The sequence below is a fragment of the Streptomyces sp. Sge12 genome, assembly GCF_002080455.1.
Classification (GTDB): Bacteria; Actinomycetota; Actinomycetes; order Streptomycetales; family Streptomycetaceae; genus Streptomyces.
Map to the genome: position 1 here is coordinate 435,193 of NZ_CP020555.1, position 19,566 is coordinate 454,758.

General features: G+C 73.9%; 17 protein-coding genes and 1 pseudogene. 8 read left to right on the plus strand and 10 right to left on the minus strand.

Annotated elements, in window-relative coordinates:
• Positions 1-128 precede the first annotated feature (128 nt).
• Positions 129-662, minus strand: coding sequence for a GNAT family N-acetyltransferase (locus tag B6R96_RS02030; protein WP_030384907.1), 534 nt, complete (start codon positions 660-662; stop codon positions 129-131).
• Between the two features lie 150 nt (positions 663-812).
• Here B6R96_RS02030 and B6R96_RS02035 point away from each other — a divergent pair, with 150 nt between their 5' ends.
• A complete protein-coding gene (locus tag B6R96_RS02035; protein ID WP_081521334.1) occupies positions 813-2,102 on the plus strand; it encodes a sulfite oxidase in 1,290 nt (429 codons plus the stop codon).
• A 10-nt stretch (positions 2,103-2,112) separates the two neighbouring features.
• Here B6R96_RS02035 and B6R96_RS02040 read toward each other — a convergent pair whose 3' ends face one another.
• Positions 2,113-3,288, minus strand: a complete 1,176-nt coding sequence (locus B6R96_RS02040; protein ID WP_081524929.1) for an alpha/beta hydrolase family protein — start codon at positions 3,286-3,288, stop codon at positions 2,113-2,115.
• Positions 3,289-3,378: 90 nt separating this feature from the next.
• On the minus strand, positions 3,379-4,356 hold the full coding sequence (locus tag B6R96_RS02045; protein ID WP_081521335.1) for an isopenicillin N synthase family dioxygenase: 978 nt from the start codon (positions 4,354-4,356) through the stop codon (positions 3,379-3,381).
• A gap of 245 nt (positions 4,357-4,601) precedes the next feature.
• Here B6R96_RS02045 and B6R96_RS02050 point away from each other — a divergent pair, with 245 nt between their 5' ends.
• Complete coding sequence (locus B6R96_RS02050; RefSeq protein WP_030384903.1) at positions 4,602-5,348, plus strand: VOC family protein; 747 nt, start codon at positions 4,602-4,604, stop codon at positions 5,346-5,348.
• A gap of 132 nt (positions 5,349-5,480) precedes the next feature.
• Positions 5,481-5,669: a DUF6381 family protein gene (locus B6R96_RS02055; protein WP_030384902.1), complete on the plus strand. Its 189-nt coding sequence runs from the start codon at positions 5,481-5,483 to the stop codon at positions 5,667-5,669.
• A 163-nt stretch (positions 5,670-5,832) separates the two neighbouring features.
• Here B6R96_RS02055 and B6R96_RS02060 read toward each other — a convergent pair whose 3' ends face one another.
• The gene (locus tag B6R96_RS02060) at positions 5,833-7,197 is read right to left on the minus strand and encodes a M64 family metallopeptidase (protein ID WP_081521336.1); all 1,365 of its coding nucleotides are present in this window, start codon (positions 7,195-7,197) and stop codon (positions 5,833-5,835) included.
• Between the two features lie 138 nt (positions 7,198-7,335).
• On the opposite strand from B6R96_RS02060, the gene B6R96_RS02065 reads away from it, so the two are divergent.
• A complete protein-coding gene (locus B6R96_RS02065) occupies positions 7,336-8,715 on the plus strand; it encodes a helix-turn-helix transcriptional regulator (RefSeq protein WP_081521337.1) in 1,380 nt (459 codons plus the stop codon).
• On the opposite strand, the gene B6R96_RS02070 is transcribed toward B6R96_RS02065, so the two are convergent.
• From B6R96_RS02070 to B6R96_RS02080, 3 genes are all read right to left on the minus strand, one after another.
• A complete protein-coding gene (locus tag B6R96_RS02070) occupies positions 8,678-10,201 on the minus strand; it encodes an MFS transporter (RefSeq protein ID WP_053175919.1) in 1,524 nt (507 codons plus the stop codon). The two genes, B6R96_RS02065 and B6R96_RS02070, sit on opposite strands and share 38 nt — an antisense overlap.
• A 47-nt stretch (positions 10,202-10,248) precedes the next feature.
• Entirely contained in the window at positions 10,249-10,830 is a 582-nt protein-coding gene (locus B6R96_RS02075; protein ID WP_159396259.1) for a TetR/AcrR family transcriptional regulator, read from the minus strand.
• A 134-nt stretch (positions 10,831-10,964) separates the two neighbouring features.
• On the minus strand, positions 10,965-11,210 hold the full coding sequence (locus B6R96_RS02080) for a DUF6158 family protein (protein WP_081521339.1): 246 nt from the start codon (positions 11,208-11,210) through the stop codon (positions 10,965-10,967).
• A 117-nt stretch (positions 11,211-11,327) separates the two neighbouring features.
• Here B6R96_RS02080 and B6R96_RS02085 point away from each other — a divergent pair, with 117 nt between their 5' ends.
• Both B6R96_RS02085 and B6R96_RS02090 read left to right on the plus strand, forming a co-directional pair.
• A complete protein-coding gene (locus B6R96_RS02085; RefSeq protein ID WP_081524930.1) occupies positions 11,328-11,933 on the plus strand; it encodes a TetR/AcrR family transcriptional regulator in 606 nt (201 codons plus the stop codon).
• A pseudogene (locus B6R96_RS02090) lies at positions 11,930-13,225 on the plus strand (MFS transporter); the annotation flags it as partial. The gene B6R96_RS02085 and the pseudogene B6R96_RS02090, both read left to right, overlap by 4 nt.
• Here B6R96_RS02090 and B6R96_RS02095 read toward each other — a convergent pair.
• Positions 13,196-14,104, minus strand: a complete 909-nt coding sequence (locus tag B6R96_RS02095; protein WP_081521340.1) for a LysR family transcriptional regulator — start codon at positions 14,102-14,104, stop codon at positions 13,196-13,198. The pseudogene B6R96_RS02090 and the gene B6R96_RS02095 overlap by 30 nt on opposite strands.
• Before the next feature lie 261 nt (positions 14,105-14,365).
• Between B6R96_RS02095 and B6R96_RS02100 the strand changes: the two genes are divergently transcribed.
• A complete protein-coding gene (locus tag B6R96_RS02100) occupies positions 14,366-14,896 on the plus strand; it encodes a DUF6817 domain-containing protein (RefSeq protein WP_081521341.1) in 531 nt (176 codons plus the stop codon).
• Between the two features lie 12 nt (positions 14,897-14,908).
• On the opposite strand, the gene B6R96_RS02105 is transcribed toward B6R96_RS02100, so the two are convergent.
• Positions 14,909-17,848, minus strand: a complete 2,940-nt coding sequence (locus B6R96_RS02105; RefSeq protein ID WP_081521342.1) for a TIM-barrel domain-containing protein — start codon at positions 17,846-17,848, stop codon at positions 14,909-14,911.
• Positions 17,849-18,018: 170 nt separating this feature from the next.
• Between B6R96_RS02105 and B6R96_RS02110 the strand changes: the two genes are divergently transcribed.
• Positions 18,019-19,218, plus strand: a complete 1,200-nt coding sequence (locus B6R96_RS02110) for an FAD-dependent oxidoreductase (protein WP_081521343.1) — start codon at positions 18,019-18,021, stop codon at positions 19,216-19,218.
• Here the strand turns inward: B6R96_RS02110 and B6R96_RS02115 are convergent.
• Entirely contained in the window at positions 19,215-19,439 is a 225-nt protein-coding gene (locus B6R96_RS02115) for a hypothetical protein (RefSeq protein WP_081521344.1), read from the minus strand. The genes B6R96_RS02110 and B6R96_RS02115 overlap by 4 nt on opposite strands.
• Positions 19,440-19,566: the final 127 nt, after the last annotated feature.

Here is a 19,566-nt window from a genome sequence, read left to right on the forward strand (position 1 = left end):
TACGTCCTCCCGCTCTCCCGTCCATGCTCGCCGCGCCGCCGCCCGCGCCGGGTCCGACCGGTGGACGGAGCGTGCGGGCGGTCCGGCGGACCCCGGGGTCGGCCGATCGGCTGATGCGGCCGCGCGGATCAGGCCTCGTACTCGGTGAGGTCGATGCCGTGGATCCGCACGGAGGTCCCGTAGCGGGGGTCGGTGGTGTCGCGTTCCATCACCATGCCCAGTTTGCGGATCACGTTCTCGGAATCGGTGTTGCTCATCCGGTTGACCGCGACGACCCGGTCCAGGCCGCGGTCCTGGAGCGCGAACTCCAAGGTGGCGTGGGCGGCCTCGGAGGCGTAGCCCTGGCCCCAGTACTGGCGGCCGAGCCGCCAGCTGATCTGTACGTCCGCCCTGGCGTCCGGCAGGTTCTCGAGGACCGAGAGGCCGACGGCACCGATGAGCTCGCCGGAGCCGAGGAGCTCGACGGCGAAGATCCCGAAGCCCTCGTCGTCCCACTCCTCGTCCCAGCGCTCGATCTCCTCGGCCGTCTCGTCCAGGTCGAGGGTGGAGCCCTCGCCGATCCAGCGCATCACCTCCGGGTCGGCGTTGATCTCCGACAGGGGGACGAGGTCGTCGTCGGTCCAGAGGCGGAGGAGGAGTCGGGGGGTACGGATCTCGGTCATGCCCCACATCCTGCCGAATCTCCGCCGACCAGCGGTAATCGGCCGTTGCGGTGGTGTTGCGGGTTCGTGGCGGGCACCGCGGGAAGGTTCCCCCGGCTCGCCCCGGACCTCTACGGTCCGTGGCAACCGCGACCAAGGAGTGCTCCTGCCATGCCCTTCGATCTGTCGGACGAGAGCCGGTACGACCGCACGCGCCTGCGGCAGTGGGCGCGCGGCCGCGCCCGCTCCGCCGGGGTGGACCGCCGTGATCTGCTGAGGCTGTTCGCGGTGGGCGCCGCCGCCGGATCACTCGGCGTGGCAGCGGGCGGCGCCACGGCCTCGGCGGCGCCGGCCGGACCGGCCGGACCCCTCGCCGACCCGGTGCCCCGCACCGTCAAGGCGCTGCCGCCCGAGCTCTTCACCCTCCGCGGTACGAACGCGGAGACGAACTTCGCGGCGCTGCGCGGCACGGGCACGCTCACCCCGATCGACCGGTTCTTCGTCCGCAACCACACCTCGACCCCGCGGATCGACGCGGAGGGGTGGCGGCTGAAGGTGTGGGGCGACGGGCTGGCGGGCGGCCCGCTGGAGCTGTCGTACGAGCGGCTGCGCGCCCTGCGCCCGGTGGAGCGGACCCTGTTCATCGAGTGCGCGGGCAACGGCCGGAGCTTCTACACGACGCAGCAGGGCCAGTCGGTCACCGGCACCGCCTGGACCCTGGGCGCGATCGGCGTCGCGCGCTGGCGCGGCGCGCGGCTGTCCGACGTCCTGCGCCTGGCGGGCGTGACCCGCGGCGCCGTGGACGTGCTGCCGAGCGGGTTGGACGACGAGGTGGTCGCGAACGGGGTGAACCTGGGCCGGGTGCGGCGCCCGCTGCCCGTCACCAAGGCGCTGGACGACGTACTGCTGGCCTACGAGATGAACGGGCAGCCGCTGCCGCCGGACCACGGCGGGCCGGTCCGCCTCGTCGTACCGGACTGGGTGGGGATCTCCTCGATCAAGTGGGTCGGGGACATCGAGGTGAGCGCCGAGCCGCTGTACTCGCCGTGGAACACCGACCTGTACCGGCTGTTCGGGCCCGAGCACCCGGCTCAGGGCAGTGCGCCGCTGACCCGGCAGACGCTCAAGAGCGCCTTCGAGCTGGAGCTGGGGGCCACCGTTCCTGTGCACCGGCCCCGGCTGCTGACCGGGCGTTCCTGGTCGGGCGCGGCCCCGGTGACCCGGATCGACGTGAGCACGGACGGCGGCGGCCACTGGCGGCGCGCCCGGCTGCACGACACCCCGCGCCGGGGCGGCTGGGTGCGGTGGTCGGTGCCGTGGACCCCGCGCGCGAGGGGGGCGACGGCGCTGCTCGCGCGGGCGACCGACGCGACCGGGCGGACGCAGCCCGATCGGTCGGTCCACAACACGCAGGGGTACCTCTTCGACGCGGTGGTCCGCCATCCGGTGACGGTGGTGTGACCGGGGACGCTCAGGGGGCGTGGAAGGCGACCTCCGGCGCGTCCGGGGACGGGCCGTCGAGCACGGGCTGCGGGCGGCCTCGCAGGTGCTGGTCGAAGAAGGCGGCGACGTAGCGCCGGGTCAGTTCGACGGAGCGGGCTCCGGGCAGCGGAGCCTCCTCGTCGGGCAGGCCCAGCTGTTCGCCGATGGCCGGGAAGTCGCTGAAGGTGAAGTGGCCGGAGCCGGCGAAGGTGATCCAGCGCTTCCAGCCGTCGAGCAGCGGCCAGTCCCGGTCCCAGCTGTCGTTGCCGCCGGGTCCGCGCTGCTGCGCGCCGAGCAGCATGAAGGGGCGCCCGCCGAGTCCGGTGGCGGGGACCGGCGTGGAGAATCCGCCGTCCATGTTGATCCCGGCCCGGATCCTGCGGTCGCCGGCCATCGCGGCCGCGGTCGAGGAACCGCCGATGGAGTGGCCGGCCATCGCGATGCGGCTCTTGTCGATGAGGTGGGAGTGGCGCCAGACGGGGTTGCGTCCGGTGAGGCGGTCCAGGAGGTAGGACACGTCGCGGGCGCGGGTCTCGCCGACGGTCCGGTAACCGGCCTCGTCCTGGGCCTTCTCGCAGGCCAGGCAGGTGAGGACGCGCCCGCCCGGGAAGGCGGTGCCCACGCTCTCGTACGCGTGGTCCACGGAGGCGACGACGTAGCCGCGCGAGGCCAGGTCCTCGGCGAGCGCGGTGAGCGTGGACCGGTGGACGCTGAAGCCCGGGGAGAGGACGATCAGCGGGTACCGGCCGTCGGCGGGGCGGGCGCCCGTCCGGCCGTGGGTCCGGGTGCCGGTCAGGGTCTCGACCGGGATCACCTGGTCCAGCCCGCGGGAGACCAGCAGCAGCCGGGCCTCCTCGGGGGTGAGGTAGCGGGTGGTCCGGCCGCTGTCGTGGCGCGCCGGGTAGCGCAGGGTGACCATCAGCTCGCGCGGCCCGGACCCGGCCCAGGGGTCGGTGCGGCTGTGGTCCACCAGGTGCAGGTCCTCGCGGCCGACGGCGAAACGGCCGGTGGGGCGCGGGAGTTCCACCGTCGTGCGGCGGTCGTCGGTCGCCACCGGCCCGGCGCCGACGGAGGTGTCCGCGGCGACCGAGACGGTGGCGGTGGCGAGCGGGAGGGGCAGGAGTATGGCGGCCAGGGTCAGGGCGGCAACTGCGCGCGTCTTCATGAACTGCACGCTATGCGGCTGGTTCTGGCGGATCGTCAGCCTCCGGGGCGGACGCTCCGTCAACCCGCGGAGGGAGGCGGCGGCCCCGGGTCACTCCTGAGTCGTAGCCACATCGATGGCGTCGAGCTTGCCCCGCAGGTACGTGTGGGAGTCGACGGGTTCGTGCACGATCCGGCCGACCGGGGCGGGCAGTGACTCCACGCGGGTGTGGGCGTCGCACTCGTAGAAGTAGACGAGGGAGATCAGTTCCTCGGCCGGAGCGTCGGCGGGCGGGGGCAGTACGCGGTGGCGGCCCGCGCGCCAGCGGTCGCCGGTCCAGCGGGCCATCAGGTCGCCGATGTTGACGGTGAGCGCCGCCGGGTCGTAGGGCGCGTCCTGCCAGCCGTCGGCATCGGTGTGGATCTGGAGCCCGCCCGCACCCGGCTCCCGGTCGAGGACGGTGACGGTGCCGAAGTCCGTGTGGGCTCCGATGCGGAACTGGCCGGGCAGGGGCGGGCCGACGACCTCGGTGCCCGGGTACCAGTTGAGATTGAACCCCCAGGTGGGGTGTGAGGTGTGGCGGGTGAAGTGGTCCTCGGCCAGGCCCAGGGCGACGGCCAGGAGCTCCAGCAGCTCGTCGGAGAGGGACCGCATCAGGCGCAGGTACTCCGTCACCAGCGGCCGGAGCTGCGGCGCTTCGGCGGGCCAGACGTTGGGCACGAACCATTCGGCGTCCACGGAGGGGTTCCCGGTGGGGTCCTCGGCCGCGAAGGACCAGGACTCCTTGAGGTCGGGCGGCGAGGCCGCCCCCTCCGCATAGCTGTTGGCCTCCGCGCCGGGGCCGAGCCATCCTCGGCCGCCGACCGGTACGGCGTACGGGGCCTTCGCGCTCGCGGGCAGCCGGAAGAACCGGCCCGCCGCCTCCCGGATCCGCGCGGGCAGTGCGGGGTCCACGCCGTGCCCGGCCACCAGCAGGAAGCCGGCCGCGCGCAGGGCCTCGTCGACGCGGGCGGCCGTGCGGGCGCGGACCTCGGGTCCGCCGGACCGCCACGGCCCGAGGTCGATCACGGGAATCTGGGATGCGGTCATGGGAGACCTGCCTTCCGGGGCTGCGGGGCGCGTCCGGGACCGAGGCTATCGCCGAGCACCGCCGGAGCGGATCGCCACGGAGCGTGATTCTCGGACACCTTCTGTGTGCATGTGCGGCCGTGGATCGAGAAGATCGTCACGATAAGCACCAGAATAGGAGGGGCAGTGGTGGCTGACCAGGGACGGAGCGAACGGTGGAGATTTCGACGAAGGAGGTCTTCGGGGCCCCCTGCTGGGTGAGCCTGATGACGCGCGACCTCGGCACGGCCCAGCACTTCTACGGCGCGGTCGTGGGCTGGAGGTTCCGCCCGACCCGTCTCGGCGAGGCGTTCTCGGTGGCGTTCCAGGGCCGGGTGCCGGTCGCGGGCATCGGGGCGCTGGCGGCGGACCTGGGGGTGGCCGCGGCATGGACCCCGTACTTCGCCGTCGACGACGCCGATGTGGCGGTGGACCGGATCCGGGAGCGGACGGGCACGATCGCGGTCGGCCCGGTCTCCTTCGCCTCCGGCGGCCGCGCCGCGCTCGTCGCCGACCCGGACGGCGCCGTCTTCGGGATCTGGGAGGGCAATGTGGAGGCGGACTGGCGGGTGGGCCGGGGCCCCTCGCCCGCCTGGCTGGAACTGCGCACCCGGAACGCCTTCGACGCGGCGATCTTCTACGGTGCGGTGCTGGAGTGGGCCACCGGCCGCGCCGGCTGCTGCGAGGTCTCCTACGAGGAGGACCAGGTCGTGCTGCGGCAGGACGGCGAACCCGTCGCCCGCCTGAACAGCGGGCCCGTGGAGATCGCCTCGTACTCCCCGCACACCAGGCCCCGCTGGCACGTCCACTTCCGGGTGCCGAAGCTCCGGCCGGCGGTGGAGGCCGCCCTCTCCCTGGGCGGGCGGCCCGTCTCGGACATCACCTCGAACACCACCGAGCGGTGGGTGACGCTCCGCGACCCGGACGGGGCCCTGTTCACCCTCACCACGGCCCTCGGGTCGGACGCGGACTGACCGGCCCCGGCCCCCGCGTCGTCCGCGGTGTCCGCGCGGCCGACTCACACTCGGTGACGCTTCGAGATGCGGCCGCACGGCAGTGCTGGTTCGCTGAATCCGCCCGCTCTCCCACCGATCCGAGGAGCGATCATGAGCGTTTCAGGCGAGTCCCGTGGCCGGTCCCAGCAGATGCGCGCCAAGGCCCAGGAGCTGAACGACGCGGCCGAGCGTTCGACCGACCCGGAGGAGCGCCGTCGGCTGAAGGAGAAGGCCCGCCGTCTCCAGGAGCAGAGCGAGCAGGAGGGCCGTATGGACGACCGGGGCATGGACCCCATGTAGCCCGTACGCCTACGGATCCCCTCCCCCACCCGAACCGCTCGCTCCGGCCGGTGTCCGCCGCGACCCCCGTCGCCCCGGACACCGGCCGGCGTGCGGTCCCGGTGGCGGAGCCCCGGCCGGGGCGGAGGCCGGGGCGGAGGCCGGGGCGGGAGCCGGCCCGGTGCTAGAGCCGGACGTTCCATTCGGCCGTGGAGCGCAGGGTGCGGGCGATCTTCGGATCGCGCACCGACGGGGTGCGGTCCTCGGCGGTGACCGACAGGCGGTGCGTGCGCAGGTCGAAGAGCCACAGCTCCGCCACCGGGACCTCGGTGCGGCCCTGGAAGCGCTTCAGCTCGCGTCCGTCGAGGTACCAGCGGACGACGGGCTGGCGGCCGTCCGCACCGGCGAGCTTCGGTACGGACGCCTTCGCCGTGTGGCGCAGCCGCAGGGTGCGGTCGGTCGGGGTGAGCGGGGTGACGATGCGGGCGTGCTGGTAGAACCCGCCGATCATCGACTCGACGCCCGGCAGGTTGAAGGGCTTGCCGAGGACCCGCATGAGCGAGTTGTCGGTGGGCCGGTGGAGCCCGGTCACGAAGTAGTTGCCGCCCTCGTACGCGCCGACCGTGCCGCCGTCCGGTGACTCCTCGCCGAGCCAGCGGTACCACTTGGCCCGCTGCGCGGCCATCCGGTCGGCGGAGAGGACCGAGCTGTTGGATTCGGCGGCCTCGGGACCGGTGTACTTCTCGTAGTCCGGGACTCCGGGGTAGAAGTACTCGTCGGCGAGCTTGCCGAGGGAGTGGCCGGTCTCATGGATGGCGACCTGGCCGGACTTCGGGTGGCCCGCGGAAGCCGTCGATATGCCCTCGTATCCGAGGGTGGCGCTGGGCTCGTTGTAGCCCGCTCCGCCGTACTTGGCACTGTTGGCCAGGACGATGACGAGGTCCGCGGCGGGCGCCTTCGCCACGTACGCGTCGACCTTGGGCTGGTCGATGCAGAGCAGCCGCTCGATGCTCTCGCACCAGAAGTACGAGCCGAGGGCCGTGTCCCGGACGGTCGCCGGGTCGGGATCGCCGGAGACGCCGGATTCGCGCGAGACCGCGTCGACCGTCCAGACGTTGAAGAGGTTCCGGTACGTGGTGTAGGGCTCGACGGCGGTCACCTCGGCCCACTTCTGCTCGGCGTCGGTGTGGAAGCGTCCCAGCTCGGCGGCGGTGTATCCGTCCCCGATGACGACGACGTCGAGGCGGTCGGCGGTGGACCCGTTGTCGATCATCTTGGTGACCCCGCCGTCGGCCTGCCGCTCGGCCGGTGAAAGCCGGCCCGAGGCCTTGGCGGGGCTGCCGGCGGCCGGTACCCGGGCGTGGCCCGATCCGGCGTCACCGCCGTGCTCCGGCCCCGGTATCTCGACCTCCACCCGGGGGCCCGCGGCATCTGCGGCGGCATCGGCGGGGCCCACGGGGCCGACGGCCACCAGCGCGGCGGTCGCGCAGATCGCGGCGAGCGCGCCGCGCCATGGCGAACGTCCGGCCGCACGTCTGACTCGATGCATGAAGTCCTCCCCGGGGAACGGAAGTTAAGCCGTTTGTTAAGTCCAGTGAATCGGTTGCTTAAACTAGGTGGCGCGCGGGAGGTGCGCAATGCCTGCTCCGCCTGAATACTGGGGAGTTCGAGCAACCAGGGGGATTCCATGGACGAACCGGCCCGGATCGGCCGCAGGGTTCAGCGCATGCGCAGTGAACTCGGTCTGACCCAGAGGCAATTGGCCGAGCCATCCTACACCTCGGCCTATATCTCCACGCTGGAGTCGGGCAAGGTCCGGCCCTCCGAGACCGCCCTGCGCTTCCTCGCCACCCGCCTGGGCACCTCGTACGAGGAGCTGACCACCGGCCGCCCCGCCCACCTGGCGACCGAACTGCGGCTCGCCCTCACCGACGCGCAGCAGACGCTGGCCACCGGCGCGGCCGACGAGGCCGCGGCGCGCTACCGGCGGCTGCTCGCGGAGGCGGAGCAGCTCGGGCTGGTCCGCGAGCAGGCGGAGGCGCGGCTCGGCCTCGGCGACTGCGCGCTGGAGTCCGGGGAACTGCCGGACGCGATCGGTCACTTCGAGGCGGCCGAGCGCCTCCTGGCCGACGAGCCGCTGACCCGGCGCGCCCGGCCGATCCGCGGCCGCGCCGTGGCGCACCTGCTCGCCGGCGAGCTGCGCTACGCCTGCTACCTGCTCGAATCCACCATCGACGAGCTGGGTGCGAGCGGGTTGTCCGACCCCGAGGCGCTGGTGCTGCTCAATGCCGCGATCATCGGGCCGTACCTCGACATGGGCGCCCACGCCCGGGCCGCCCGCGCCGCCGAGCTCGCGCTGTCGCTGGCTCCGCAGGTCGGCGACCCGGCGCTGGTGGCCGGCATGCACCGGCAGGTGGCCCGGACCTTCCTCGCCGGGGGGCGGGTGGCCGAGGCCGACGCCTCACTGGGCAAGGCCCAGGAGATCTACGGGCAGCTGCGGCTGCGGACCGATCTGGCGCACTGCCACTGGATGCGCGGCTACGTCCAGGCACAGAACGGCGAACTGGCTTCGGCGGAGCGTGAGTTGCGGACGGCCCGGGACATGCTGTCGGCCCGCCGCGCCGGGCTATACACGGCGCAGGTGGAGGTGGAGCTGGCCGACGTACTGCGCCAGCTCGGGCGGTACGAGGAGGCCGCCGGGCTGCTCTCGGCGCTGCTGGAGCTGGGGGACAGTCACGGCGCCGTGCACGCGGGCGGAGCGCACCGGCTCCTCGGCCTGATGGCCGAGGAGCGCGGTGAGTCGGAGTCCGCCGAGGAGCACTACGTACAGGCGCTGGCGCTGCTGGAGCGCAGTGGGGCGACGGGTGATCTCGCGGACCTGTGCCGGCTGCTGGGCGATCTGCTGCGGCGCACGGGCCGGGTCGAGGCCGCCATGGACGCGTACCGCACGGGTCTGGGCCACCGGGCGGCGCCCGGCACCACCACCTTGGGCCCGGCGCCTGCCGCACCCGCGCTGCGGCCCGCCCGCGTCAGTGGTTCTCGGTGGGCCGCAGGTCCCGCGGAATGAGGCCCCAGGTCGTCGCCGCCGCGGCGACCGCGAGTACGGCGGCCAGCAGGAACGCCGGGGTGATCGCCAGGGTGTAGGCGTGCGAGGCGGTGTCCAGCAGTGCCTGGCCGACGGTGCCGCCGAGTCGTTCGGCAGTGTGCGCGGCCTCGCCGACGGAGTCCCGTACGGCTGCGGCGCTCGGGCCGTCCAGGTCCAGGGCGGGCAGGTTGCCCCGGTAGAGCACGGCCGCGGTGGAGCCGAGGACGGCGACGCCCATGGCCGAGCCGAGTTCGTAGCAGGTCTCCTCGATGGCGGCGGCGCTGGAGACCTCGGCCGCGGGTGCGGCGGAGACCAGCGTCACCGAGGCCACGGTGGTGGCGAGACCGGCGCCGAGGCCCATGACGGTCAGGGCGGCCGCGAAGGCCGGGTAGCCGAGGTCGGTGAACTGCTGGAAGGTCCAGGGCAGGGCCATGCCGACCGCCAGGACGACCAGCCCGGCGCCGAGCACGTGGCGGATCGCGAAGCGCTGCATGAGCGAGGGGGCCACCATCGAGGCGGCGATCAGCGCGAGCGGGGCCGGCAGCAGCCGCACTCCGGCCTCCAGCGGCGTGTAGCCCTCGCCGTACTGGAACCACTGGGTGACCAGGAACAGGATCGCGCCCATTCCCACCATCGGCAGGAAGATCGCGGTGGCCGCGACGCTGAACGCCGGCTTGGCGAACAGCCGTACCTGCAGCAGGGGGTTGTCCAGGCGCAGCTGGCGGCGTACGAAGACGGTCAGCGCGACCGCGGCGAGCAGCAGCAGGGCCCAGGGCATCGGGTCGGCGACGCCGCTCTTGCCGAGCTGCTTGATACCGCCGGCGAGGGCGAGCATGCCGACGATCGACTGGCCGACGCCCCACCAGTCCCAGCGGCCGGCGCTGCGCGGGGAACGCGATTCGGGCAGGTAGCGCAGGCCTGCCGCGACGATGACGGCGGCGACGGGCAGGTTGAGGAGGAAGGCGGAGTGCCAGCCGTAGTCCTGGACCAGGAGTCCGCCGACGACCGGCCCGAAGGCCATGCCGCCGCCGAAGACGGCCGCCCAGACGGCGAGCGCGAAGGCGCGCTCCTTGGCATCGGTGAAGACGGTCCGCAGGATCGACACGGTGGACGGCATGATGGCCGCGCCGCCGATGCCGAGCAGTGCGCGGGCCGCGATCACGTGCCAGGCCTCGGTGGAGAACACGGCTATGAGCGAGGCGAGCGAGAAGATGCCGAAGCCCGCCATGAGCAGCCGCTTGCGCCCCCAGCGGTCGCCGAGCGCACCCGCGGTGACCAGGAGTCCGGACAGGGCGAGCGCGTAGACGTCGATGATCCACAGCTGCTGCACGGCGCCCGGCCGGAGGTCTCCGACCAGCGAGGGGAAGGCCACGTTGAGGATCGTGGTGTCCATGGAGATGAGCAGGAGGCTGCCGGAGAGGATCGCCAGGACGATCCACCTACGGGGGTCCAGCGCGGGGGTGTGCATGGGATTCCGTTCAGAGGTGCGCACGGCGCGCACGGCGGTGAGGAGTTTCAGGGCGCGGGAGCGCCGGCGGGGGGCCGTGCGAGCGGCCGCGTCCCGCTGAGGAAGGAGGTCAGGACCAGGTGGCCGATCTGGCGCGGGGCGAGGTGCCCGTCGCGTACGCCCTCGGCGGCCGCGTCGAGCAGACCCCAGAGCGAGTACCAGATCCAGTACGGCGGCAGGTCCGCGCGCAGCCGCCCCAGCCGCTGGCCGAGGGCGAGGAAGGCCAGGGCCCGCTGGTCCTGCCGGTCGACTCCGGCCCGGAACTCCGGGTCCGCGAGGACGGTGGCGTCCCGCGAGGTGAAGCCGTAGAGGTGTGCGGCGGGCATCAGGGCGATGACCAGTTCCTCGAGGGCGGCGTCGAAGGCGGCCGCGTCGGCGCTCGGCGCGAGGTCGAGCGGGGCCAGGCACCCGTCGACCACCTCGATCGCCCGGACGGCAACGGCCTTGAGCAGGGCCTCGCGGGTTGCGTAGCGGCGGCTCAGCGTGGCGCGGCTGGTACCGATGCCGGCGGCGATCTGCACCATCGAGGCGCTGTGATCGCCGGCGAGGACGCGCGCGGCGCCGTCCAGCAGTTCTTCTTCGTTCACCATGACTGAGCCTCCTTCGCCTCGAACGATACAAGATTGTCTCATTCGATGCAAAGGCTGCTCGAGTAAGGAACGACCTGCAGAGATGGGGCTCGCCGCGGCCCGCGCGCCCCCGGCTCCTGCCGGACGCGCGGGCGTCAGCTGTCTTCGGCGGTGCGGGCGCGGGCGCCCGAGCGGGTGCGGCCGGGGGTCTGGGCCCGTTGGGGGTGGCGGCGCACGTACTCGTGCTCCAGCTCGTTCATCCGCTTCGTGTGGGTGACCAGGGCGTCGTCGGACCCGTGCAGAAGGGTCTCGTGGCGCGTGCGGTGAATGGCCTCCAGCTCCTTGAGCAGTCGGCCCTCCTCCAGCTTCCGCGCCGCCGGACCGCCGTCGTGCTCCGTCATGGCACGTACACCTCCTCCACCGGGCCGCGCGGCCGCACTCCCCATCATCCCCCGCACCGCGGAGCAGGGCCTCCGGACGGAGTAGACACTGTCTACCCGCCCTGGTAAACAGTGTCCATGGACCAGGAACGACCGCTCCGGGAGCGGCTGATCGACGCAGGTGTGGAGCTCGTCATGAGCGAGGGCTCCGCCGCACTCGGGCTGCGGGAGATCGCCCGTCGCGCGGGCGTCTCGCACGGGGCGCCGCGCCGGTACTTCCCCACCCACCAGTCCCTGCTGTCGGCGATCGCCCGGCGCGGGTTCGCGGATCTCGGCGTGCGCTTCTCGGCCGCCGCGGCCGGCGTGCGGGAGTCCTCCCCGCGGGAGCGGGTGCGGGCGATCGGACGCGCGTACGTCGGCTACGCGCTGGAGCACCCGGGGATGTTCGAGCTGATGTTCCGCCACGACCTGCTGGACAGCGCGGGCCGGGCCCCCGCCGAGGGGCCGCGGCTGCGGGAGTCGACCCTGTCGATGTTCGATCTGCTCGTCGCGCTCGTCTGCCGCTGCGGGGCCGCCGAACCCTCCGTCACCGCCGCCGCGTTGTGGGCCAACCTGCACGGCGTGGCCCAGTTGTGGCGCTGGGGCAGTCTGCCGCTGATGCTCGGCGGCGCCCCGCCCGCCGACGGCATCGAACGCCTCGTCGACGCCGCCGTCGACGCGCACCTCGGTCCGGAGCCGGTATGAGGCAGCGGATCTCGCTCCTCGTCAGCGTGACGGGGGCCATGCTCGTCGCCCTGGACGGCACCGTGCTGACCGTGGCCCAGCCGAGCCTTCGGCGGGACCTCGGGGCGAGCCTGGCACAGGTCCAGTGGACCAGTACCGCCTACCTGCTCGCGGTGGCCGCGTTCCTGGTCGTCGCCGGGCGGCTGGGCGACCGGTACGGGCACTCGCGGCTGCTCCTCGTCGGCGTGCTGGGCTTCGCCGCCGCCTCGGCCGGCATCGTGTTCGCGCCCGGCGTCGGCTGGGTGATCGCCCTGCGCGGCGCGCAAGGGGTGTTCGGCGCGCTGCTCCAGCCCGCGACGCTGGCGCTGCTGCGGCTCGCGTACCCGCCCGACCGGCTCGCCACCCCGGTGGCCGTGCGGACGAGCGCGATCGGGGCGGCCGCGGCGGCCGGCCCGCTGCTCGGCGGCCTGCTGGTCGCGCACTGGGGCTGGCGGGCCGTGTTCGTGATCAATGTGCCGGCAGCCCTGGTGATCGCCGCGCTGACGCTGGCGGTACGGGCCCCCGCGCCGACCCGGGCGGAGCGCGGGCGGCTGGAGCTGACCGGTGCGGCCCTGCTCGCGACGGCCGTCGCCGTGTTCGTGCACGCGCTGGTCGGCGTGCCCGAGTACGGGTGGAGCGCCGCGCCCACCGTCATCGGGTTCGGGGCCGCCGCCGGGCTCGCGGCCCTGTTCGTACGCCGTGAGCGGCGGGCCGCGCAGCCGTTCGTACCGCATGCCGTGGCCCGGTCCACGGCGGTGACGGCCGCGATGGGGCTGCTGCTGGTCGTCTCCGCGGGCATGTTCGGGGCGCTGTTCACGGCCACGTTCCACCTCCAGGACGTCGAGGGGCTGGATCCGCTCGCCACCGGTGTGCGGGTGCTGCCGCTGACCGCGGCGATGGTCGTGGGGGCGCCGGTGGCGGGCATAGCGCTGCGCCGGTTCGGGCCGCGCCGGACCGCGCTGGCCGGCGCGGGGCTGGTGGTCGCCGGGATCGCCGGGCTGGGCTCGGCGTCCCCGGTGGCCTTCGGGGTGCTCGGCGCCGGGTTCACCACCGTCATGGTCACCGCCACCGGGGCCGTGGTCGGCGAGGCCCCCGCCGGGTACGCAGGCGTCGTCGGCGGGCTCAAGCAGACGGCCATGAACGTCGGTCCGGCCCTCGGGATCGCGGTGGCCGCGGGCTCCGGGCTGCACGGCTCGTCGCTGGTGGCCCTGGCCGCGCTGGCCGCCGTGGGCCTGGTGGCGGCGTCACTGCTGCCCGGCGGCGCGCGCCCGGCAGCTGCGGGCGACCTCGTCGGCGAAGACGAGGGCGGGCGGGGCGAGGGCGGCCCAGCGGCGGACGGCCCAGCCGACCGCGAGGGGCGGCAGCGCGGGGATCGGCACGAGGCGCAGCGGGCCGTCGGAGCCGGGGACCTGCCAGCCGGGCAGCGCCGGCACGACGGCGTGCCCGAGGCCTAGTTCGGCGAGCAGCAGGGCGGTGTCCCAGTCGGCGACGCTGGTGTCGGAGCTCACCCGGATGCCGGCTTCGGCGAAGGCGGCGTCGAGGTGGGCGCGGGAGGCGGAGTTCTCGGGCAGCCGGATGTGGCGGATGCCGGCGAGGTCGGCGGGGTCCAGGCGGGCCCGGGCGGCGAGGGGGTCGTCGGCGCCGACGGCGAGCACCCAGGGCAGTCGCATGACGGGGCGCTGCTCGATGCCGCGGACCGGGCCGCCGATGGTGATCCAGGCGAGGTCGAGGTCGTCGGCGGCGAGGGCGTCGAAGCAGCTGCGGCTGGAGTTCTCGGTCTGGAACTCCAGGCTCACCTCAGGGTGGTTGCGCCGGAAGGTGACGACGGCCTCGGACATGAAGTGCCGCACCGTCGTCGCACCGGTGGTGACGCGGACCGTGCCGCCGCCGCCGTGGACGAGCTCGTCGACGCGGCGAAGCGCGCCGTCCAGTCCGGCGATGCCGTCGGCCGCGGCCGCCTGGAGGATGCGGCCGGCCTCGGTGGGTACGACGCCACGGGCGTGGCGCTCCAGGAGGCCGGTGCCGGTCTGCTTCTCCAGGCGGCGGACGTGCTGGCTGACGGCCGACTGGGTGCAGCCGAGGTCGCGGGCCACGGCGCTGAGGCTGCCGGCACGGCAGACGGCAACGAACACACGAAGATCATCGAGGGTCACGAGATCCAAGGTATCGCTTGGGGTTGGAGAGCAAATCAGAGGATTGACTTGGGTTTTGGATGGGATCAAGATCGATGCAGGGCCCGGGCGGCAACCCGTCCCTGTCGGTGCCGCGGGGTCCGGAACCCAGGTGCGGGCGGAGACGGGTGTCGACCCACCCGGCCCACCCGGCCCACCCGGCCCACCCGGCCCACCTGATGCATCCCCTTCAACCGCACCGCCTCGACCACCCCGTCCACCCCCGACCGGAGGGACCCGCCGGTGTCGGACCACGCCGTCGCATGGCTGCGCGAGCTCGGGGCGCAGGAGGTCGCCCACCCGGGCGGCACGCTCCTCGCCCACCTGGAGCGCGTACGGGACCTCCTCGCGTCCTGGGGTGCGCGGCCCGCGCTCCAACGGGCGGGCCTGTGCCACGCCTTCTACGGTACGGACGGGTTCGCCACCGCCCTGCTGCCGCTCACCCGGCGGGCCGAGCTGGCCGCGGCGATCGGCGAGGAGGCCGAGGAGATCGTGTACGCGTACGCCGCCTGCGACCGGGCTGCCTCGTACGCGACGCTCGCCCGCGAGGAGCCGGCCTTCCGCGACCGGTTCACGGGCCTGGTCCACTCCCCCGCGGTGCAGCTGCGGCGGGATCTCGCCGAGCTGTCGGCGGCCAACGAACTGGATCTCGCGCGGATCGACCCGGCCTTCCGCGCGGCGCACGGAGCCGGACTCCTCGCCCTGTTCACGCGGTGGCGCGCACTGCTGAGCGAGCCGGCCCGGCGGGAGTGCCGGGCCGTACTCGGCGGCTGAGGCGACGGGCGGTCAGGGGGCGGGGCGGCCGGTGAGGGTGATCTCGGCGGCGCTGGTCCACGGGCCCCGGCCGCCCGCCTCGGTCAGCGCTCTCAGGCGCAGGTAACGGCCGTTCTTCGGGGGAAGGGCGACGGTTTTGGCGGCCGCGGTGTCGGCGAAGGTGCCGGTCGCCACCGGTGGGCCCCAGTCGGTGGCGGTGTCGGACACGTAGACCTCGTAGCCGCCGATCCGGCCGTTGACGCCGCCGTCCTGGCGGGGCAGGTGGCCGAGGCCGTCCACCGCGTAGCGGGCGCCGAGGTCGATCCGGATCTCGTGCGGGAGCGCGGCGGGCGTGCCGGAGGACCAGGCGGTGTGCCAGTGGGTGGCCGGGTTCCCGTCGAAGGCGCCCGTGGCGGCGCCGTTCTCGGCGGCGGTCTCCTGGCTGTCGGCGTGGACCAGGGACCAGGCCGAGCGGTCGATCGGGGATGCGGCGGGCAGGGCTTCGGCCGCGGGGAGGCTGGTGCCGGCGGCCGAGACGGTGAAGGCGCCCGCCTTGGTACCGGTCTTGATCCAGAGCACTCCGGAGCGGTCCGCCGGGTCGAAGAACCAGCCGGACCCGGCCGCGTCGTAGGCGGCCTTGGAGGTCAGGCCCGTCACGGGGGCGCCGTCCACCGTGACGGTGGCGGGCGCGGTGGCCACGTGCAGGGTGAACTCGTAGCCTCGGGAGGCCGGTTTGCCGGTGTAGCTGCCCGTGGGGGTGCCCACGGAGACGGTGACCGCTCCGGAGCCGCTCGTCGGGGCGGTGACGCCGACCTGCTGGCGGGCGTAGGCGCCCGACTGGTGGGCGCGGGTGCGGCCGTCGTCCTCGTAGAGGCTGAAGGTGGAGTTGCCGCGCGGGTGGATGTCGTAGGTGAGGGTGGAGAGGGGCTTCTCGCCGGTGTGGTTCATCTGCGGCCACATGGGCACGACGGCGCCGCCCTTGACGAACAGGGGCAGCGTGTCGAGCGGCGCCCGGTAGCCGTTCAGCCACCCCGGCCCCGCATACGTCCGGCCCGTCCAGTAGTCGGTCCAGGTCCCGGCGGGGAGGTAGATGCCGTCGCGGACCGAGGTGTCGGAGACGACGGGCGCGACGAGGAAGGAGTCGCCGGCCATGAACTGGCCGCTGGTGAGGTTGCCGCGGGCCACCGGGTCGTCGGGGTACTCCAGGACCATGGCGCGGGTGCTGGGCACGCCGCTCTCGTGGGCGACGCGGCTCATCGTGTACAGGTAGGGCATCAGCCGCATCTTGAGCTGGAGGTACTTGCGGTTGATGGAGAGGTAGGGCTCGGCGAAGCGCCAGGGCTGCTTGTCCTGGTAGCCGGCGGACGGGTTGGTCGCGCCCCAGCCGGACATGGTCATGAAGGCCGGGGTGAAGGCCTTCCACTGGAGGTCCCGGGTGTACGTCTGCGGGCTGCCGCCGAAGATGCCGTCGATGTCGCCGGCCGCGTAGTTGAGGCCGGAGAGGCCCGCCCCGGTGATCGCGGGGACGTGCCAGCGCATGTCGTCCCAGGTTCCGTGGGTGTCGCCGGTCCAGACGACGGCGTTGCGCTGGGTGCCCGCCCAGCCGTCGACGGTCCAGACGAAGCGGCGGGCGTCGGAGTTCTTCTCGATCCCGTCCACGGCCTGCTGCACGCCGTTGAAGGCGTACTTGTAGCCGCTGCCGATCCACGCCACGTCGGTCTTCACCGCGCGGCTGCCGGCCGTGCCCACCTCGTCGGCGATGGAGCCGAGGCCGGTGGAGGTCCACAGGCCCGTCTGGAAGCCCTTGGCCTTCAGGGCGTCCACCGTCGACTTGAGGGGTGCGGTGTAGCCGCAGCCGTAGCCGTCGTTGGGCAGGAACCAGCCCGAGGGCATGTCGGCGGCGCGGGCGTCCGTCGCGTAGCCGACGACGTCGGGCGTGGTCCGGTGCCGCAGGCGGTTGTGGTCGCCCTGGTAGTCCGGGTTGGAGGCGTTGAAACAGTCGGCGTTGCCGAGCTCGAAGCCCCACGTCGGCGCCATGAAGGGCTTTCCGCTGACGTCGGTGTAGGCGTCGAGCACGGACTTGAGCGAATCGCCGGTGAAGTACCAGGCGTCGAACCGCTTCTCGTCGTGGGTGAGGGTGGTGGGCGCGTTGAAGCCGTAGGAGCCAGGGGCCCAGGTGTTGCGCATGACGCCGTAGCCGTTGGTGGACATGTAGAAGGGGGCGGGGCTGGCGTTGTCGTTCTCGCGCCACTTGTTGTCGACGGCGATCGGGACGGTCCTGCCGCGCAGCGCCCACTCGCCCAGTCGCAGGCCGGTGCCGTAGAACTGCTCGTCCGCGCCGCGGGCCAGGTACTGGGTGGTCCTGCCTCCGGTCCAGCTGGTGGGCTGCGTCTCCTGCCAGACGAGGGTGGTGTTGTCGGCGCGGTAGACGGAGAACTGGAGCGGCTTCTTGTTGACCCGGATGGAGAGGGATCCGGTGGTGATCCGGTAGTAGGCGCCGGCGTCCGAGTAACTCGCGCCCACGGGGCCGAAGTCGGTGGTGGGGGCGAGGTCGGAGCCGGCCGGGTCGTCGGTGAAGGAGCCGTCGGGCGAGAGCCAGAGGCGGAAGATGTCGGCGCGGGCGACGACCACGCGGGCCTTGGCACCGCCGGAGGCCGTGACGGTGAAGGTGTTCCCGGAGCGGGTGAACCCGGTGACGTTGCCCGCGGTGGCCGTGGCGCCGGCGGCACCCGCGGCCCCGGAGGGAGCGGCGGCGGCCAGTGCGGCAGAGGCGGGGGCCGCGGCCGGGGCGGCGGAGGCGGGGGCGACGAGGGGGCCGGCGGCGGCCAGTCCCGTGACGGTGAGGGCGGCGGCGAGCAGGGCGGCGGCCGGGGTGCGCCGCCGGCGCCGCCGCTTCGCCGGGTGGACCCGGCTGCCTAACGGGCCCTGCGGGCCTCGCCGACCCTGGCTCCTTCGGATGCTGGGCAGTCTCATGGGGCAGCTCCTCGTGCGGTCCTGAACACGGACACAGCTCCTTGGCATGCTCCGGGCAAGATAGCGCTCCGACGGCTCCGGATGAAAGATGATGCTCGAAATCGACTCTGCTCACGCACATTTGAGCATCCGTCAGAGGGTGTGTCTGTCCGCGCGGATAGAGTGCGGGCATGGTGGGCGACGTCGACGTGGCGGTGGTGGGGGCAGGACCGGTCGGGCTGAGCGCGGCACTGCTGCTCGCCCGGGCCGGGCTCGATGTGGTGGTACTGGAACGCCGTCCCGGGCCGGTCACCGAATCCCGCGCGACGGACCTGCACGCACGGACCCTGGAAGCCCTGACCCCGAGCGGACTGGCCCGGTCCCTACTGCCGCTCGGACGGCGCGTGGACACGGTCGAGATGTGGTCGGGGCGGCGCCGGCTCGGCGGGTTCGACCTGGCGCGGTTGCGCTCCCCGTACCCGTACATCCTCACCGTCCCGCAGTGCGCGACGGAGGGGCAGCTCGCCGCGGAGGCCGAGCGCGCGGGTGTGCGCGTGCACCGCGCGACGGCCGTGCGGTCGGTCGAGGAGGACGCCGACGGGGTCACCGTACGGTCGGACGCCCTCGAACCGCTGCGCGCCCGCTGGGTCGTGGCGGCCGACGGCGCGTCGAGCACCCTGCGGGCGCTGGCCGGTACGGCGTTCCGCGGCGGGACGTACGCCGGCGCGTGGCAGCTCGCCGACCTGAGGGTGGACGGCCCCTCACTGGATCCGGCGCGGGTGCACATGGTGGGCGGCCCGCGCGGCCTGCTCGTGGTGCTGCCGATGCACCTCGACGGCTGGACCCGGGTCGTGCTGCACCTGCCGCAGGGCCGCGTGCGGGCCGCCGCGAACGGGCCGGAGGGAACGGACGGGCCGGACGGCCGGGACGGCTCGGCGGCGCTCGTCGCCGAGGCGGCGGCCCGGGGGTGGACGGCGGACGTCCGCGCCTGCCGTTGGACGAGCACCTTCCGCACCCACCGGCGCCTCGCCGCGCGCGACGGGCGGCGGCGCGTGCTGCTGATCGGCGACGCCGCCCATGTGTGCAGCCCGATCGGCGGGCAGGGGCTCAACCTCGGTCTGCGGGACGCCGTCTCGCTCGCGGCGGTACTGCCCGCCGCCACCGCCCGCGGCGGCCCGTCGTACGAGGGGCTGGCAGCCTGGCGCCGCGCCCGCCGCGCCGACGCGCTGGGCGTCCTCGCCCGCACCGACCTCGCCACCCGCGCCTGGACCCTGCGCTCGGCGCCCGCCCGGGCCGTACGGGACACGGCGGTGCGCGGCGCCCTCACCACCGCGGCCGGCCGCCGCCTGCTCGCCGAGGCGGTCGCCGGACCCCGGCCGCCAGCCCCCTAGTCGCCGGCCGGGCGCGGTGGGGTGACCGCGAGGACCGGTGGGGCCGGGGAGGACCAGCGGTGGCCGCAGGGGTCGAAGACCAGGGTCACGGGCCGGCCCGGGCGCTGGCGCCACGAGATGCGTTCCGGGGCGTCCGCGCAGACCGGACAGCAGGGCAGCGGGCGGGGCTCCGGCAGGCACTCGGGGGCGGCCGTGAGCGGCGTGGCGTGCTGATCGCGCATGGAGGCTCCCTCGTCGTGCGGTTGGGCTGATCGCACTGTGCCATGGACGGACCCCTGTGCGCACGGGCGAATCGTCCAGTGTTTTGGCTGGTCAGAGGTGCGTACAGCAGGAGGAATCCGGTCCTCT